15 protein-coding genes are annotated in these 14,811 nt (G+C 71.1%); 11 read left to right on the top strand and 4 right to left on the bottom strand.

Features of this window, described 5'->3' with window-relative positions; translation table 11 throughout:
- Window positions 1–38: 38 nt before the first annotated feature.
- Together ACW4TU_RS40205 and ACW4TU_RS40200 are read right to left on the bottom strand one after the other, a co-directional pair.
- Window positions 39–803, bottom strand: coding sequence for a CoA-transferase subunit beta (locus ACW4TU_RS40205; RefSeq protein WP_457421651.1), 765 nt, complete (start codon window positions 801–803; stop codon window positions 39–41).
- Window positions 800–1,678, bottom strand: coding sequence for a CoA transferase subunit A (locus ACW4TU_RS40200; RefSeq protein ID WP_457421649.1), 879 nt, complete (start codon window positions 1,676–1,678; stop codon window positions 800–802). Before ACW4TU_RS40200 ends, ACW4TU_RS40205 begins: the two co-directional genes overlap by 4 nt.
- Before the next feature lie 139 nt (window positions 1,679–1,817).
- Between ACW4TU_RS40200 and ACW4TU_RS40195 the strand changes: the two genes are divergently transcribed.
- Genes ACW4TU_RS40195 through ACW4TU_RS40170 form a run of 6 tightly spaced genes read left to right on the top strand, consistent with a single transcriptional unit; the run spans window position 1,818 to window position 6,998 of the window.
- Window positions 1,818–2,909, top strand: a complete 1,092-nt coding sequence (locus ACW4TU_RS40195; RefSeq protein ID WP_457421647.1) for an NAD(P)H-dependent flavin oxidoreductase — start codon at window positions 1,818–1,820, stop codon at window positions 2,907–2,909.
- A gap of 56 nt (window positions 2,910–2,965) precedes the next feature.
- The gene (locus ACW4TU_RS40190; protein WP_457421645.1) at window positions 2,966–3,730 is read left to right on the top strand and encodes an enoyl-CoA hydratase family protein; all 765 of its coding nucleotides are present in this window, start codon (window positions 2,966–2,968) and stop codon (window positions 3,728–3,730) included.
- A gap of 3 nt (window positions 3,731–3,733) precedes the next feature.
- Window positions 3,734–4,864 (top strand): acyl-CoA dehydrogenase family protein, encoded by a 1,131-nt coding sequence (locus tag ACW4TU_RS40185; RefSeq protein ID WP_457421643.1) that lies wholly within the window; start codon window positions 3,734–3,736, stop codon window positions 4,862–4,864.
- Between the two features lie 9 nt (window positions 4,865–4,873).
- On the top strand, window positions 4,874–5,914 hold the full coding sequence (locus ACW4TU_RS40180; protein WP_457421641.1) for an acyl-CoA dehydrogenase family protein: 1,041 nt from the start codon (window positions 4,874–4,876) through the stop codon (window positions 5,912–5,914).
- A complete protein-coding gene (locus ACW4TU_RS40175; protein WP_457421639.1) occupies window positions 5,911–6,120 on the top strand; it encodes a hypothetical protein in 210 nt (69 codons plus the stop codon). The genes ACW4TU_RS40180 and ACW4TU_RS40175 overlap by 4 nt, the downstream gene beginning before the upstream one ends.
- Window positions 6,117–6,998, top strand: a complete 882-nt coding sequence (locus ACW4TU_RS40170) for an SDR family oxidoreductase (protein WP_457421637.1) — start codon at window positions 6,117–6,119, stop codon at window positions 6,996–6,998. The genes ACW4TU_RS40175 and ACW4TU_RS40170 overlap by 4 nt, the downstream gene beginning before the upstream one ends.
- 165 nt (window positions 6,999–7,163) lie before the next feature.
- Here ACW4TU_RS40170 and ACW4TU_RS40165 read toward each other — a convergent pair whose 3' ends face one another.
- Both ACW4TU_RS40165 and ACW4TU_RS40160 read right to left on the bottom strand, forming a co-directional pair.
- Complete coding sequence (locus ACW4TU_RS40165; RefSeq protein WP_457421635.1) at window positions 7,164–8,564, bottom strand: cytochrome P450; 1,401 nt, start codon at window positions 8,562–8,564, stop codon at window positions 7,164–7,166.
- A gap of 187 nt (window positions 8,565–8,751) precedes the next feature.
- Window positions 8,752–9,861, bottom strand: coding sequence for an NAD(P)/FAD-dependent oxidoreductase (locus tag ACW4TU_RS40160; RefSeq protein WP_457421633.1), 1,110 nt, complete (start codon window positions 9,859–9,861; stop codon window positions 8,752–8,754).
- Between the two features lie 412 nt (window positions 9,862–10,273).
- On the opposite strand from ACW4TU_RS40160, the gene ACW4TU_RS40155 reads away from it, so the two are divergent.
- The 5 genes from ACW4TU_RS40155 (at window position 10,274) to ACW4TU_RS40135 (ending at window position 14,810) form a co-directional block, all read left to right on the top strand.
- Window positions 10,274–10,645: a hypothetical protein gene (locus ACW4TU_RS40155; protein WP_457421631.1), complete on the top strand. Its 372-nt coding sequence runs from the start codon at window positions 10,274–10,276 to the stop codon at window positions 10,643–10,645.
- A gap of 67 nt (window positions 10,646–10,712) precedes the next feature.
- A complete protein-coding gene (locus tag ACW4TU_RS40150; RefSeq protein WP_457421629.1) occupies window positions 10,713–11,312 on the top strand; it encodes an acyltransferase in 600 nt (199 codons plus the stop codon).
- Between the two features lie 311 nt (window positions 11,313–11,623).
- Window positions 11,624–12,784, top strand: coding sequence for a hypothetical protein (locus tag ACW4TU_RS40145; RefSeq protein ID WP_457421627.1), 1,161 nt, complete (start codon window positions 11,624–11,626; stop codon window positions 12,782–12,784).
- Entirely contained in the window at window positions 12,781–13,551 is a 771-nt protein-coding gene (locus tag ACW4TU_RS40140) for a WecB/TagA/CpsF family glycosyltransferase (protein ID WP_457421625.1), read from the top strand. Before ACW4TU_RS40145 ends, ACW4TU_RS40140 begins: the two co-directional genes overlap by 4 nt.
- Window positions 13,551–14,810 carry a nucleotide sugar dehydrogenase gene (locus ACW4TU_RS40135; protein WP_457421623.1) on the top strand — a complete coding sequence of 420 codons (1,260 nt, stop codon included), beginning with the start codon at window positions 13,551–13,553 and terminating at the stop codon, window positions 14,808–14,810. The genes ACW4TU_RS40140 and ACW4TU_RS40135 overlap by 1 nt, the downstream gene beginning before the upstream one ends.
- Window position 14,811 lies beyond the last annotated feature (1 nt).

The following is a 14,811-nucleotide window of genomic DNA, read 5'->3' as shown; positions in this document are numbered from 1 at the left end:
CGCCCGATTGTCCCGATGACGAGCCGGGGTGCCGGGTCCTACGACCCGGCGCCCCGGCTCACCTCGCGCTCGCGCAGGCCGCGCGGGTCGACGACCTCGCGGATGAGCCGCAGTTCGGTCTCGTCGGGCAGGCGGGTCTCGGGAGCGCCGGTCGCGTCGAGTGCGAAGCCGGTGTTCGCGTGGACCTCGTCCGCGGTGACGCCGGGATGCAGGGAACGCACGCGCAGCCGTCCGTCGTCCCCGTAGTCGAGGACCGCGAGGTTGGTGATCACCACGCCGAGGTCGTGGAATCCGAGCCCCTTGGCGCCGCGCGCACGGTCGTTGCCCACGCCGCAGACCACGTCGACCTTCTCGACGAAGACCTTCGGGGTGTGCCGGGCCACCCAGTAGTCGGTGCGGTGGTTGGCCGTGTTGCCCGGAGCGCCGCGCACGCCGATGAGCTGCCGCGTGGGCCGGCGCCAGTCGCCGATGAGGGAGATGTTCTGGTTGCCGTAGCGGTCGATCTGGCTGGCCCCCATCATGCTCTGACGACGGCCGCTGGCCACGATGTCGAAGACCCGCCGGTAGGGCACCCAGCCCTCGACGACGCCGCCGTCCGCGGCGGTTTTGCCGAGCGGCGGCGGATCGCTCATGAAGTAGGCCTCGCCGTCGGTCAGCACCAGGTCCGGGCTGGTCGTCAGGCGGGCGAGCCGTGCTCCGACCGAGGGCAGCACACCGGCCGTGTGCGCGAGCACCTCCCCGGCATCGCGCCATGCGTCGGCGCAGGCGGCGGCGCACACCTCGGCCCGGGTGATCTCCGTCATCGCCCCTCCTCCTGTCCCTCGCGGTGGGCGTGGAACTCCGCCACGGCCTCGTGGTACGCCTGCTCGTCGCCGTCGAGGAACGTCTTACGGAACAGCTGCCAGGAGTCTGCGTCCCGCGCCGCCGACGCGTAGTGCGCCTGGAAGGCCTCGTCCCGCTCGTAGTCGGGATCGCACGAGGTGAAGTGGGCGCCACGAGGTGTCTCGACGACCCCGTTGACGAAGAGCCGGCTGATCAGCAGTGACTGCGCGGGCCCGGCGGCGAGCAGGTCCTGCGGCTCCACGATCCGCTCGGTGCTCACATAACAGCGGTCGGCCGCCATCGCGAACAGGTCGTCGAAGTACGGGTCCGGGCCCAGATACTGGGCGTTGCCCGCCCGGTCGGCCCGGTTGACGTGCACCAGGGCGACATCGAGCCGCAGGGCCCTCATCGCGACGTACTCCTCGTCGGCGTACGGGGAGGCGATCGTCACCAGGTCCGGGTTCATCGTGAGGACGTCGGAGCCGAGGCCCGCGCGCGTGGGCAGGAAGGACAGGCGACTCGCGGCGGCCCGCAGGCCGGTGACGAACATGCCCTCGTCGTACTCGGCGGTCTCCACACCGCCCCGCTCCCGTACGGCGCGGAAGTGCGGGTCGAGGGCGATGCTGTCCAGCGACACGAAGCCGTAGACGAGCTTGCGGACCCTCCCCGCCGCGCACAACAGCCCCACGTCCGGGCCGCCGAACGTGACGACGGTCAGATCGCGCACGCCGGAACGCAGCAGTTCACGCACGAGTGCCATCGGTTTGCGTCGCGATCCCCACCCGCCGATACCGATCGTCATCCCCGACTCGACGGTGCCGGCGAAGTCCTCCAGGGACATCGACTTGTCACCCATGGACTGATCCCTCCCACGCTCTCACCCTTACGGAGTCTTACCTATCAAACACTTGTTAGGTTACGTTGACCAGACCGACAACCCCTCGGAAGCCGGGCCCGAGGATTCGTCCCCGCCCCGGCGCGCGAAGGAGACCGGTATGAGCGCCCCCATCGCCCCTGTCCATCCCGCCCTGCACACCGTGCTGTGCGATCTGGTCGGCGTCCGCTACCCCATCGTGCAGACCGGCATGGGGTATGTGTCAGGCCCCGAACTGACTGCGGCCACCGCGGCGGCCGGCGGGCTCGGCATCCTGGCCAGTGCGACGCTCTCCCTCGACGAGACCCGGGACGCCGTCCGCGCCGTCCGGGAACGCACCGACGCGCCGTTCGGCGTGAACATGCGCGGCGACTCCCCCGACGTCCTGGAACGCGGTGACCTGTTGGTGCGCGAGGGCGTGAAGATCGCGTCCTTCGCGCTCGCGCCCCACGAACGCGTCATCCGGAAGCTGAAGGACTCCGGGCTGGTCGTCATCCCGTCCATCGGCGCCCGCCGCCACGCCGAGAAGGTCCAGGCGTGGGGTGTGGACGCGGTCGTCGTGCAGGGCAGCGAGGGCGGCGGCCACACCGGGGGCGTCCCCACCTCGATCCTGCTCCCGCAGGTCGTGGACGCCGTCGACATCCCGGTCATCGCGGCCGGCGGCTTCCGCGACGGGCGGGGGCTGGTGGCCGCGCTCGCCCAGGGTGCCGTGGGCATCGCGATGGGCACGCGGTTCCTGCTGACCAGCGACAGCACCGTGCGCGGCTCGGTCAAGGCCGAGTACCTCGGGCGGGGCGTCACCGACACCGTCGTCACCCCGGTCCTCGACGGCATCCCCCAGCGCGTACTGCGGACCGAGGCGGTGGAACGGCTGCTGCGGGAACGGGCGCCCGCGCGGCTCGTCCGTTCGCTGCGGCACGCCGTCGCGTTCCGGAAGATATCCGGCACCTCGTGGTCCGACCTGGTCCGCGAGGGACTGGCGATGCGCCGCGGCCATGAACTGGGCTGGTCCCAGATCGTGATGGCGGCCAACACCCCGATGATGCTCCGCGCCAGCATGGTCGACGGCCGGACGGACCTGGGCACCCTCGCCTCCGGCCAGGTCGCCGGCGTCATCGACGACCTGCCCAGCTGCGCCGAACTCGTCGAACGCATCGTCGCGGAGGCCGACGCCGTCCTCACCCGTCTGACCACGGCCGGAGCGAAGCAGTGACCGGTGACCACGGTCGGCCGCGCCGCGATCCGGCCCGCGACACAGGGAGAGAGCCCATGGGCACTGACATCATCAAGGCCGCCGTCGACGAGCGCGGCATCGCCGAGGTCGTCGTCGACTGTCCGCCGGTCAACGCCCTGCCGGTGGCGGGCTGGTACCAGCTGGCGGCGACGGTCGAACAGCTCGGCCGCGACCCGGACGTGCGGGTCGTGCTGCTGCGTGCCGAGGGCCGCGGTTTCAACGCGGGCGTGGACATCAAGGAGTTGCAGGCCGACCCCGGCCACACCGCCGTCATCGGGGTGAACCGGGGCTGCTTCGCCGCTTTCGCCGCGGTCTACGACTGTGCGGTGCCGGTCGTCACCGCGGTCCACGGCTTCTGTCTGGGCGGCGGAATCGGTCTGGTCGGCAACTCGGACGTGATCGTCGCGGCCGAGGACGCCTACTTCGGGCTGCCCGAGGTGGAGCGGGGCGCGCTGGGCGCCGCGACGCACCTGTCGCGTCTCGTCCCGCAGCACAGGGCCCGGGCCATGATGTACACCTGCGCCACCGCGTCCGCCGCCGAGTTGCACGCCTTCGGTTCGGTGTTCGATGTCGTCCCGGCCGACCGGCTGCGGGACCGGGCCCTGGAGGTCGCCGCCGACATCGCCGCGAAGAACCCGATGGTGATCCGCGCCGCCAAGGAGGCCTTCAACGGCATCGACCTGTGGGACGTCAAGCGCAGTTACCGCTACGAACAGGGCTTCACCTTCGAGATCAACCTGTCGGGCGTCGCCGCCGAGGTCCGCGACACCTTCGGCGGCCGTACGGACGGGGAGGGGTGAGCCGTGGATCTCACCTGGAGTGCCGAGGAGGACGCGTTCCGGCAGGAGGCGCGGGAGTGGCTCGCGGCGAACGTGCCGGCGGACCCGCTGCCGTCCGGTGACACCCGCGAGGGGTTCGCCGCCCATCTGGAGTGGGAGCGCGCCCTGTTCGAGGCCCGCTGGTCGGTCGTGTCCTGGCCCGAGGCGTACGGCGGCCGGGACGCGTCCCTGTGGGAGTGGCTGGTCTTCGAGGACGAGTACCACCGGGCCGGGGCGCCCGCGCGGGTCACGCAGAACGGCATCTTCCTGCTGGCCCCGACCGTCTTCGCGTTCGGTACGCAGGAGCAGCAGCGGCGCGTTCTGCCGAGGATGGCCGCCGCCCAGGACCTGTGGGCGCAGGGCTGGTCCGAGCCCGGCGCGGGCAGTGACCTCGCAGGCATCCGCAGCCGGGCGGTCCGCGACGAGGGGGCCGGTGGCTGGCGGCTGACCGGCCAGAAGACCTGGACGACCCGTGGCGCCTTCTGCACCCACCTGTTCGGCCTCTTCCGTACGGACCCGGCGGCAGAACGCCACCGCGGCCTCACGTACTTCCTCGTTCCGCTGGACGCGCCCGGTGTCACGGTCCGCGGATTCGAACGCCTCGACGGCGACGAGGGGTTCGCCGAGGTCTTCCTCGACGACGTCCTCGTGCCGGACGCCGATGTGCTCGGCGGGGTCGGGGAGGGTTGGCGGGTGGCGATGGCGACGACCGGGTCCGAGCGCGGGCTGACCCTGCGCTCCCCCGGCCGTTTCCTGCACACGGCCGACCGGCTGCTCGACCTGGCGCGGGCGAAGGGGCCGGGGGCGCATCGGGAGCGAGTCGTGCAGTCGTGGATCGAGGCCCAGGCCTACGAGTTGTTCACCCTGGAACAGGTCACCTCGATCGTCGAAGGGCGGCAGGTCGGCGCCGAGTCCAGCCTGAACAAGTTGTTCTGGTCCCAGCTCGACATCGCCCTGCACGAGACGGCGGCGGAACTCCTCGGGCCCGAGGCGGAGGTCGACGGGCCCTGGAGCCGAGGTTTCCTCTTCTCACTGGCCGGCCCCATCTACGCCGGTACCAACGAGATCCAGCGCAACATCGTCGCCGAGCGGCTGCTCGGCCTGCCGAGGAGGTGACCGGACGCGATGCGCTTCGCCGTAACCGAACGGGACGCGGCTCTCGCCGACGCCGCCGGTGAGGTACTGGCCAAGCAGGCCGGCGCCGAACAGATACGGGCCGGGTGGCCGGGTGGCCGCACCGAGAGCGTCGACGCCGTGTGGCGCACGCTGGCCGGGGTCGGTGTCACCGGCGCCCTGGTCCCCGAGAACGCCGACGGCTTGGGCCTCGGCCTCGACGAGAACGCGCTTCCGCCCCTGATGGAGACGCTCGGCCGCAGCGGCCTACCGGTCCCCGCCGCCGAGACGGTGGCCGTCGGCGCTCCCCTGCTGGCCGCCGCGGGCGCACCCCAACTCCCGTCCGTACTAAGGGGATCGGCGCTGCTCACCGTCTCCCTCACCCCCGATGCCCCGGTCCCGTTCGCCGCACGCGCCGACCTGATCGCCGTACTCCAGGGTGACGGGTTGCGCCTGTACACGCGCGACGAGGTGGACACCGAGCCGGTCGGCTCGGTGGACGGCTCACGGTGGTTGGCCCGGGTGCACGCTCCGGTCGACGGTGGGCTGCTGCTGGCCGAGGGGCCCGCCGAACTGGCGATTGCACACCGACGCGGGGTGCTGGCCACGGCCGCTCTGCTGGTCGGGCTCGTCGGCCGGATGCTCGAACTGACCGTGGCCCATGTCCGGGAGCGGCACCAGTTCGGCGTACCGGTCGGTTCGTTCCAGGCGGTCAAACACGCCCTGGCCGATGTGGAGTTGGCGGTACGGTTCGCCCGGCCGGCGGTCCTCGCGGCGGGCTGGGCGCAGGCGGCCGGGGATCCGGAGGCCGCCGTACGGACGTCGATGGCCAAGGTGCTCGCCTCGGAAGCGGCCCGGAAGGCGGCCCGCACGGCGATCCAGTGCCACGGCGCCATGGGCTACACCACCGAGTACGACCTCCATCTGTACGCCAAACGGGCCTGGGCACTGGCCGCGGACTGGGGCGGCCCGACGGAGCACCGCGAGTCCATCGCGCGGCGGCTGGGCCTCACCGGGGCGGCAGGCATCGACAGCGAAGGAGCAGGCACGTGAGCGGAATCCCTCCGGATCGAGTCGTCGTCACCGGAGCGACGCAGGCCTGCGGTCGTGAGTACGCCCTCGCACTGGTCGGCGAAAGGGCCCAGGTCTTGGTCAACGACCCGACCGAGGCTGCGAAAGCGGTGCCCCAGGACACCAGGGCGAACGACGACACGACTGCGGCCGACCTGGGCAACGGCAGCGAAGGAGCAGGCACATGAGCGGAATCTGCCAGGACCGGGTCGTCGTCGTCACCGGAGCAGGACAGGGCCTGGGGCGCGAGCACGCCCTTGCCCTGGCGGCCGAGGGAGCCCGGGTCGTGGTCAATGACCTGGGTGAGGCCGCGAAGGTGGTGGCCGAGGAGATCGGGGCCGCCGGTGGCAGCGCTGTCGCCGATCTGGGCGACGTCAGTGACTGGGGGTACGCGGAGCGTCTGATCGGGCGGGCCGTCGACGAGTTCGGCGCGCTGCACGCGCTGGTGAACAACGCGGGTATCAATCGCGACCGGATGCTGGTGTCCATGACCGAGGCGGACTGGGACCTGGTCCTGAAGGTCGACCTCAAGGGGCATGCGGCGCCGCTGCGGCACGCTGCCGCGTACTGGCGGGAGATGAGCAAGCAGGGCCGGCCGGTCGACGCCCGGGTCGTCAACACCAGTTCGGGCGCCGGGTTGTCGGGCAGTGTCGGGCAGGGCAACTACGGCGCCGCGAAAGCGGGCATCGCGGCGCTCACGGTGATCGCCGCCGCCGAACTGGCCCGGTACGGCGTCACCGTGAACGCGATCGCTCCCTCCGCCCGCACCCCGATGACGGAGGCGGTCGAGGCGTTCGCCGAGAAGATGCGCGCACCGGAGTCCGGCTTCGACGCACCGCATCCCGGCAACGTCTCGCCGCTGGTGGTGTGGCTGGCGTCGGCCGGGTCGGGCGACGTCACCGGACGGGTCTTCGAGGCCGAGGGCGGCACGATCGGCCTCGCCGACGGCTGGCAGCACGGACCCCAGCGGGTACGCGACCGCCGCTGGACCCCTGACGAGATCGGTCCGGCGGTACACGGACTGCTCACCGAAGCGCCCCCGCCCGCACCGGTGTACGGCACGTGAGCGCGGTCTGCGGGTGCGCGCGGACCGGGCGCAGCGCCCAGCAGGCCCGAACCGGCGCCCCGACGCGCACACGGTCGGTCGCCGGTGACCCGGTGGCCGAGCCACCGAGCCACCGTCGCGCAATACTCGGCGCGCCCAACAGGGCGGCCGGAGGCGGCGTTTGCGTCAGCGGGCGGTGCGGATCAGCCCCGTGAGATAGCGCCACAGCGAGGAGCGCTGCCGCGCCGACGGGTCCGGCAGTTCCGTCTCGGCGGACTGCGTCACCGGGTCGTACGCCAACCGTCGCTCGGGCACCGGGGCGAGCTCGTACCGGACGGGCAGCGACCGCAGGCCGCGCATGAACGGCGAGGAACGCCAAGGCAGTTGGTCGACGGGGAGGGCCAGGTCCAGGTGCGAGAACCGCTCGAACAGCCGGCCCACTCCGACCGACGCGACCGTCGAGGCGAGCTCGCGCGCCGGGCACTGACGCGGTCCGGCGCCCCAGGACAGGTGTGCCCGGGTACTGACCGTGGTACTCGGGCACACGTTCTCGGCGAAGAGGGGGTCGGCGTGCGCCGCCGCGGAGGAGACCCACACCGGGTCGCCCGCGCGGATCGTGTATTTGCCCAGCGCCATGTCCTTGGCCGCGAAGCGGGGGACGAAGTTGACGAGCGGCGGCTTGCGCATGACCACCCGGTTCATGGTCTCCCTGACCATCCCGGCGGACAGGCTGGCCCGTACGCCGCCCTCGCCCGAGATGACCTCGACCACCGTGTTGGAGATGAGGATGCCGACGTGGTCGGAGGTCATGCCCAGCAGCATGAACAGCTCGCGGGCCAACTCGTCGAGCGAGAGTTCGGGGTGCGCGGCTATCAGGTACGACGGGAAGTCGTCCCCGGGCTTGTCCAGTTTCAGAGCCGCCAGTTCGGCCAGCGTCGCCAGCAGTCGCTCCAGGGCGGGCTCCGCGTCCGGGCCCGCGTCCAGTACCCGCCACATGTCCATCAGCGCGTCGTCGCCCTGTGAGCCGGGGAAGCCGAGCAGACGGCTGGCCACCATCAGCGGCAGAGGCCGGGAGAACTGGGCGGACAGGTCCGCCAGGCCCGTGCTGCCGCCCTGGCCCATCAGACTGATCAGTTCGTCCGCGTATGCGGTGACGGCCCTCTTCAGCCGCCTCGCCTGGGGGTGGCCCGGATCCTGGAACGGTTTCAGCGCCACGTCCCAGGCAGCCCGCAACGGCCGGTATCCGGGGCCGCCCTGGATCAGCACATGGTTGACTTCCAGGGACGGTCCGAGCGGCCAGTCGGCGGGTACTCGGCCCTCCGAGCGGGCCCGCCAGTTCTCCAGCCCCTTCGGCCACCCGTCGTCGTCCTGGAGGACCTGGAGCGACTCCCGGTAGCCCAGGACCAGCCAGGCGGGTACGCCCAGCAGGTCGACCGGTGCGACCGGGCCGTGCCGCTGCCGCAGCCGTTCGTACACGAGTGCGGGACGCGTCTCGTAGTCCCTGGTCAGCAGCGGTTCAGGGGTCAGCTCCTCCAACCGTGTGCCGTCCAGGTCCACGGATCCGCCGTCGCCCCACTGGGAATTCATCGTCGCGCCGCCCCTCCAACACTCCCCGTACCGGCCTACGTTCAGCCGGTAGTTGGAAACGGAGGGACCCTACCGCAGGGCGTACGGCGGAGTAACAACGGGGGCGCGACCCACAGTTGAGGACCCGGTGAAGACGGCCTCCACGCGGCCCCCACGGGGTCTTCATACTGCCTCCACGCGAGGGGGCTCAGGCCGCCGTGTATCCGAGTTGGCGCCTCATGTAGGGGGTCATCAGGGTCTTGGCCTTGGCCATGGTGGCGGTGCGGCCCCCGAGGACCGCGGTCTCGCCGCCGGGCACGGGCACCATGGTCACCCCGTCGGCGGGGCCGAACGGCACGACGAGCGGGGTGCGGTGGATCGGGCGGTAGAAGCGCGGCTGCCGCCGGTGCTTGCCCGAACCCTGGAGGTAGGCACGGATGTTGTGGAAGGCGAGGTCCGCCTGGGCGAGCGCGACGGGGGTGATCTTGAGTTCGCTGACGTCGTTCACGTCGCCGACCGCGAACACGTCCGGCCGGCCCTCGACCCGGAGCGTCCGGTCGACCTTCACATGCCCGGAGGGGTTCAGCCAGTCACTGTGCCCGGCCATGCGCAGCCAGAAGGTGTTGGGGGTGGTGCCCGTGGCCCAGAAGGAAAGGTCGGCGTCGATGACGTTGCCGTGGGCGTCGCGGTAGGTGCCAAAGTCGTTGCCGGGCGACATGAAGGAGTCGAGCCGGACCTCCACGTCGTGGGCTTCCAGCCAGGAACGGGCCCTGTTCCCGGCCCGTTCGCTGCCCGTGGCGTGGAGCAGTATCGGCCCGGAGTGGGCGAGGGTGACCCGGGCGTCCGGCCGGGCCAGGCGGATCTCGGCGCCGAGTTCGACGCCGGAGGGCCCGCCACCGACGACGAGGACATGCTCCGCGGCGGCGATGTTCCGCTGGTGCCCGGCGAACGACTGGGCCGCCTCCTCGACGGTGGTGCCGGTGAAGCGGGCCGGTTCCGGGTAGTCGGCGCCGGTGGCGATCACCACCACGTCGTACGGGAGGCACTCGCCCGTGGCCAGCACCACCTGCCGCTCGACGGTGTCGACGCGGACCGCCTTGCCCACGGCAACCCGGCCGTTCCTCAGCAGTCGGTCGTACGGAATGAACGGTGTGACCGTCCATTCCGGGTGCACGCCGGCGCGCAGGGAGGCAATACGGTGGAAGAAGACCTCCTTGCGGTCCACCAGGGTGACGTTCGCCGTCTCGTCCAGTCGTTTCGCCAGCCGCACGCCGGCATAGCCGCCGCCGATCACTACTACGTCGCCGTCGTCACGCACACCGAGTCTCCTGTGCCTGTGGGGGGAGCGAGCACCGGGGCGTGTGGGCGCCGTCGGCCACTCGACTGCCGTCGAGCCTAGCGCTTGAAACTTAAAGAGCTGAAGAACTTCGGTGTGCATTCTGTGAAGCGACGGCACGGACACCCGACCATCGGCCGCCCGTCCAGGGCAAGCCTGCTGGAACGCCGGGCCGACCCGCGCGGGCGCAGCCCGCTGTGTACCGAGCCTCACAGGGCCCCACCGCTGACGTCCTGCGCATCGGTGGACTCCCCGAGCCCGGCTGCGGCGTGGCAGGTCAGCCCCTCGATGCCGAGCCCCCGTGTGATGCCGCACAGCGAACCTCGGCATCCCCGGAATCACCGCCCACCGCACGGAGTTCGCCGACAGCCCGGTCGACGTCCGGCTCGCGCTCGTGCACGGGTCGCTCGGCGACGCCGGCTCCCTGGCGGCCCGACCCTCCCGCGGGGGCGGACCCACCGCGCCCTGTACCGTCCGCGGCGGCGATCCGGACGGCGTCGACCTCGCCGTCGTCCCCCACGCCGACCGCACGGAACTGCCTTCCCGGCCCCCGCTGTTCAACAACGTCACCCTGCGCCCGCCCGGCAGCGACGACTTCCCCGCCGACGCGGAATGCCAGGCCGCCCGCGATCTCACGGCGACAGCCGCGACCGGCGACCTCGCGGTCGACGACGGTGACCGTCACCCGCCGGAGGCCATCTCCAGGCCCGTCGACCGGGTCGACGCGGGCCGACGTGGACGGGTGCCGGTCACCGTCACCCCTTGATCCGGCGTACGTATGGTGATCTCGTGAAGGCACTGTTGTTGCCCCGCGAGAAGAAAGGTTCCACCAGGTGAGTTCCAGGATCCAGCCGACCGCCCAGGTCGACGAAACGGCCACGATCGGCGACGGGACGACGGTCTGGGATCTGGCCCAGATACGGGAGGACGCCCAACTGGGCAGCGGGTGCATCGTGGGCCGGGGAGCGTATGTCGGCCCGGGGGTGCGGATCGGCGACAACGTGAAGCTCCAGAACTACGCGCTGGTCTACGAACCCGCGGTGCTCGGCGACGGGGTGTTCGTCGGCCCGGCCGCGGTTTTCACCAACGATCACTTCCCCCGCTCGGTGGACCCGGAGGGCCGGCTGAAGCGCGGCGGCGACTGGGAGGCCGTGGCGGTGGTCGTCGGCGAGGGCGCGTCGGTGGGGGCCCGCTCGGTGTGTGTGGCGCCGGTGCGCATCGGCCGTTGGGCGCTCGTCGCCGCCGGCGCCGTGGTGACCCGGGACGTGCCGGACTTCGCGCTCGTGGTCGGCGTCCCCGCGCGCCGGATCGGCTGGGTCGGCCGGGCCGGCGTACGACTCACCGAGCGGGCGGGCGAGTCGGGCGTATGGGAGTGCCCCGAGACGGGCGCGCTGCACGAGGAGAAGGACGGCGAACTCGTCGAGCGCGCGTAACTTCCGCGCCCCACAAAACGCAAATCTTCGAACATCTACAGGCATAACATGTGTGCGAAGCATGCAGACCACGCACAATGAGCACACTGACCAGTGCCCAGGGGGGGTTACCGGGTGGATACGCCTGTGCCAAAAGCGAGGAGCGACAGCCGCTCCGGCGCTTTACGTCCGACACCGGACGTCTGATGTCTGATTCCTGACGTCCGATACACGATGTCTGACGTTTGATTCCGCCGCGTGCCCATTTCGTGCCGCGGCGGTTACCAGTCTGTTCACCACAGGACCCACAGGGGGGTTGGTGTGCCCAAAACATGACCACCACACGTCTGACAGCGCTCGGCCGTGCGGAACCACCGCTGCTCGCGCTCGCCCAACGGCTCCTCACGGTCGCCGAGTCGGGGCTGCCGTCGATGCTGCTCCCCGGCGGTGAGACCTTCGTCTTCACCATGATCGGCCGGGAGGCCACCGGCGGTTCCTGGACCTTGGAGCGGCGCGGGACCAGCACCCGGTACGCGGCCATCACCGTGCTGGGCGCCCAGTACCTCCCCGAGGACCGCCAGCGCGCGGTGCTCGGTGGTCACACGGCGCAGGAGTTCACGGGTCTGCTGGTCCAGTCGCTGCCCACGGTGACCAACCTCGGTGACGCGGCGCTGATCGCGTGGGCCGCCGCCGAGACCGACCACCCCAAGTTGTCCGACGCCCTCGCGCAGGTGGACGCCCTGGACGACGAGGGCCGGCCGCAGTACACCGTCGAAGCGGCGTGGGTGCTGTCCGCCCTCGCTGCGGCGCGCGGCACGGTCGACGTGGAGAGACGTTTCACCGCAGCTCGGGACCGCCTTCTGCGGGCCCGGATCGGGGACAGCCCGCTGTTCCCGCACGCCACCGGGCCCGGCCTGGTGCCCTGGTACAGGTCGCATGTGAGCTGCTTCGCCGACCAGACGTATCCGCTCCAGGCCCTGGCCCGGGCACACGCCAGCGACAGCGGCGATCCGGAGGCGCTGGCCGCGTCCGAGGCGTGCGCGGCGCGCATCTGTGAACTGCAGGGCGACGGTGGGCAGTGGTGGTGGCACTACGACGCGCGCACCGGCGGTGTCGTGGAGGGCTACCCGGTCTACAGCGTCCACCAGCACGCGATGGCGCCGACCGCCCTGTTCGATCTGACCGACGCGGGCGGCAGCGACTTCGGCCCGTCGATCCGCAAGGGCCTGCGCTGGATGACGGACGTGCCCGAACTGGCCGCAGGGAACGAGGAGCCGATGATCCTCGACGAGCTCGGCGTCACCTGGCGCAAGGTCTACCGGGGCGACCCGAAGAAGGCGGTACGCGCCGCCCGGGGACTCGGCACCCGAGTCGCTCCGAACCTCCGGCTGAAGTCCCTGGACCGGGTGTACCGCCCGGTTTCCGTGGACCGCGAATGCCGGCCGTACGAATTCGGCTGGATGCTGCACGCCTGGCTTGGGGGACGAATATGAGCGAGCGCCAGACCCTGTTCGGGGTCGAGCTGGACCCGCTGACCATGGACGAGACCGTGCGGCGCTGCCTCGAAGCGGTCCGTGACGGAAGACAGCTGGAGATCGGGGTGGTCAACGCCGCGAAGCTGGTGAACATGCGGCGTGATCCGCGGCTCGCCGACGCGGTGGCCGGCTGCGATCTCGTTGTCGCCGACGGACAGGCCGTGGTCTGGGCCGGCCGGCTGCTGCGCGCCCCGCTGCCGGAACGGGTGGCCGGTATCGACCTGTTCATGCGGCTGCTGGCAGAGTCCGAGTCGGCGGGCATCTCCGTGTACTTCCTGGGCGCCAAGGAAGAGGTGCTGGAGGAGATGCTGCGCCGGGTGGCCGACCGCTTCCCCGGCCTGAAGGTGGCCGGCAGCCGCAACGGCTACTTCGACGACTCCCAGCAGGAATCCATCGCCGGCGCGATCGCCGACAGCGGCGCCCAGATGCTGTTCCTCGGCATGACCTCGCCGAAGAAGGAGATCTTCACCGCCGCCTACGGCGAACGCACCGGCGCCCGCGTCGTGCACGGCGTCGGCGGCTCCTTCGACATCCTGGCCGGAATCACCAGGCGGGCCCCAGTGGTCTGGCAGCGGCTGGGAGTCGAGTGGCTCTACCGCGCACTGCAGGAGCCGCGCCGCCTCGGCCGGCGCTACGTCACCACCAATGCCGCCTTCCTCCTCATGACGGCGCGGGAGCTCATCCGGCTCACCCCGTCATCCGCCTCCGCGAACAGGAGCAACTGATGCGTGTCGTCGTGGTCGGACAGGGATACGTCGGTCTGCCGCTGGCCATCCGCGCCGCCGAGGTCGGACACGAGGTGATCGGCTACGACGTCGACTCCCGGCGGATCAAGACCCTCGCCGCCGGTGAGTCCTTCGTCGAGGACGTCTCCTCCGAGCGGATCCGCGCGGCCCTGGACAACGGCTCGTACCGCCCGAGCGAGTCGGCCCGCGACTGCGGCGGTTTCGACATCGCCGTGGTGACCGTGCCGACCCCGCTGCACGAGGGCACTCCCGACCTCCGGTACATCAGGGAGTCGGCGGTCACCCTCGCCCGGTACCTGCGCCCGGGAGCCACCGTCGTCCTGGAGTCGACGACCTATCCCGGCACCACCCAGGAGCTGTTCGCGCCGATCCTGGAGGACGGCTCGGGCCTCGCCGCGGGCGCCGACTTCCACCTCGGGTACAGCCCGGAGCGGATCGACCCCGGAAACGCCGTCTGGGGGTTCAAGGAGACCCCGAAGGTCGTGTCCGGGGTCAACGAGGCCTCACTCAAGGCCGTTCAGGACTTCTACGCGCAGCTCGTCGACACCACCGTGCCGGTGAGCTCACCCAAGGAGGCCGAGCTCGCCAAGCTGCTGGAGAACACCTTCCGGCATGTGAACATCGCGCTGGTCAACGAGATCGCGATGTTCGCCCACCACCTGGACATCGACGTCTGGCAGGCCATCGACGCGGCCTCCACCAAGCCCTTCGGCTTCATGAAGTTCACGCCCGGACCGGGTGTCGGCGGCCACTGCCTGCCGATCGACCCCTCGTACCTGTCCTGGCGGGTGCAGCGCGAACTCGGCCAGAGCTTCCGCTTCGTGGAGCTCGCCAACGACATCAACAACCACATGCCCGAGTACGTGACGCGCCGTATCAGCGACCTGTTCAACGACAGACGTCGTTCGGTGAACGGCTCACGCGTCCTGCTGCTCGGGCTGGCGTACAAGAAGAACACCAGCGACGCCCGTGAGTCGCCCGCCCTGCGGATCTCCCAGCTGCTGCTCGACATGGGGGCCCAGGTCAGGGCGGCGGACCCGCACGTGGTCGAGAGTCTGCCGGTGGACAGCCGGCTGGTGCGGGTCGAACCGACCCCGGAGGAGCTGACGGCCGCCGACGTGGTGGTCCTGCTCACCGACCACGACAGCTTCGACTACGAACTCATCACCGAACACGCCCCCTTTGTCCTCGACTGCCGCCGCCGGCTGTCGGCGGGCCCCACGATCGAGGTGCTCTGAA

It is taken from the genome of Streptomyces kryoterrae (genome assembly GCF_054072135.1).
Note: the sequence above shows the minus strand (reverse complement) of the source record. Positions and strands in the feature narration are given on the sequence as shown.

Excerpts from the sequence above, each read along its gene's own strand:
- ACW4TU_RS40170 (WP_457421637.1), top strand. The coding sequence starts at position 6,117 with ATGAGCGGAATCTGCCAGGACCGGGTCGTCGTCGTCACCGGAGCAGGA.
- ACW4TU_RS40200 (WP_457421649.1), bottom strand. The coding sequence starts at position 1,678 with ATGGGTGACAAGTCGATGTCCCTGGAGGACTTCGCCGGCACCGTCGAG.
- ACW4TU_RS40165 (WP_457421635.1), bottom strand. The coding sequence starts at position 8,564 with ATGAATTCCCAGTGGGGCGACGGCGGATCCGTGGACCTGGACGGCACA.
- ACW4TU_RS40190 (WP_457421645.1), top strand. The coding sequence starts at position 2,966 with ATGGGCACTGACATCATCAAGGCCGCCGTCGACGAGCGCGGCATCGCC.
- ACW4TU_RS40140 (WP_457421625.1), top strand. The coding sequence starts at position 12,781 with ATGAGCGAGCGCCAGACCCTGTTCGGGGTCGAGCTGGACCCGCTGACC.
- ACW4TU_RS40145 (WP_457421627.1), top strand. The coding sequence starts at position 11,624 with ATGACCACCACACGTCTGACAGCGCTCGGCCGTGCGGAACCACCGCTG.
- ACW4TU_RS40135 (WP_457421623.1), top strand. The coding sequence starts at position 13,551 with ATGCGTGTCGTCGTGGTCGGACAGGGATACGTCGGTCTGCCGCTGGCC.
- ACW4TU_RS40180 (WP_457421641.1), top strand. The coding sequence starts at position 4,874 with ATGCGCTTCGCCGTAACCGAACGGGACGCGGCTCTCGCCGACGCCGCC.
- ACW4TU_RS40205 (WP_457421651.1), bottom strand. The coding sequence starts at position 803 with ATGACGGAGATCACCCGGGCCGAGGTGTGCGCCGCCGCCTGCGCCGAC.
- ACW4TU_RS40195 (WP_457421647.1), top strand. The coding sequence starts at position 1,818 with ATGAGCGCCCCCATCGCCCCTGTCCATCCCGCCCTGCACACCGTGCTG.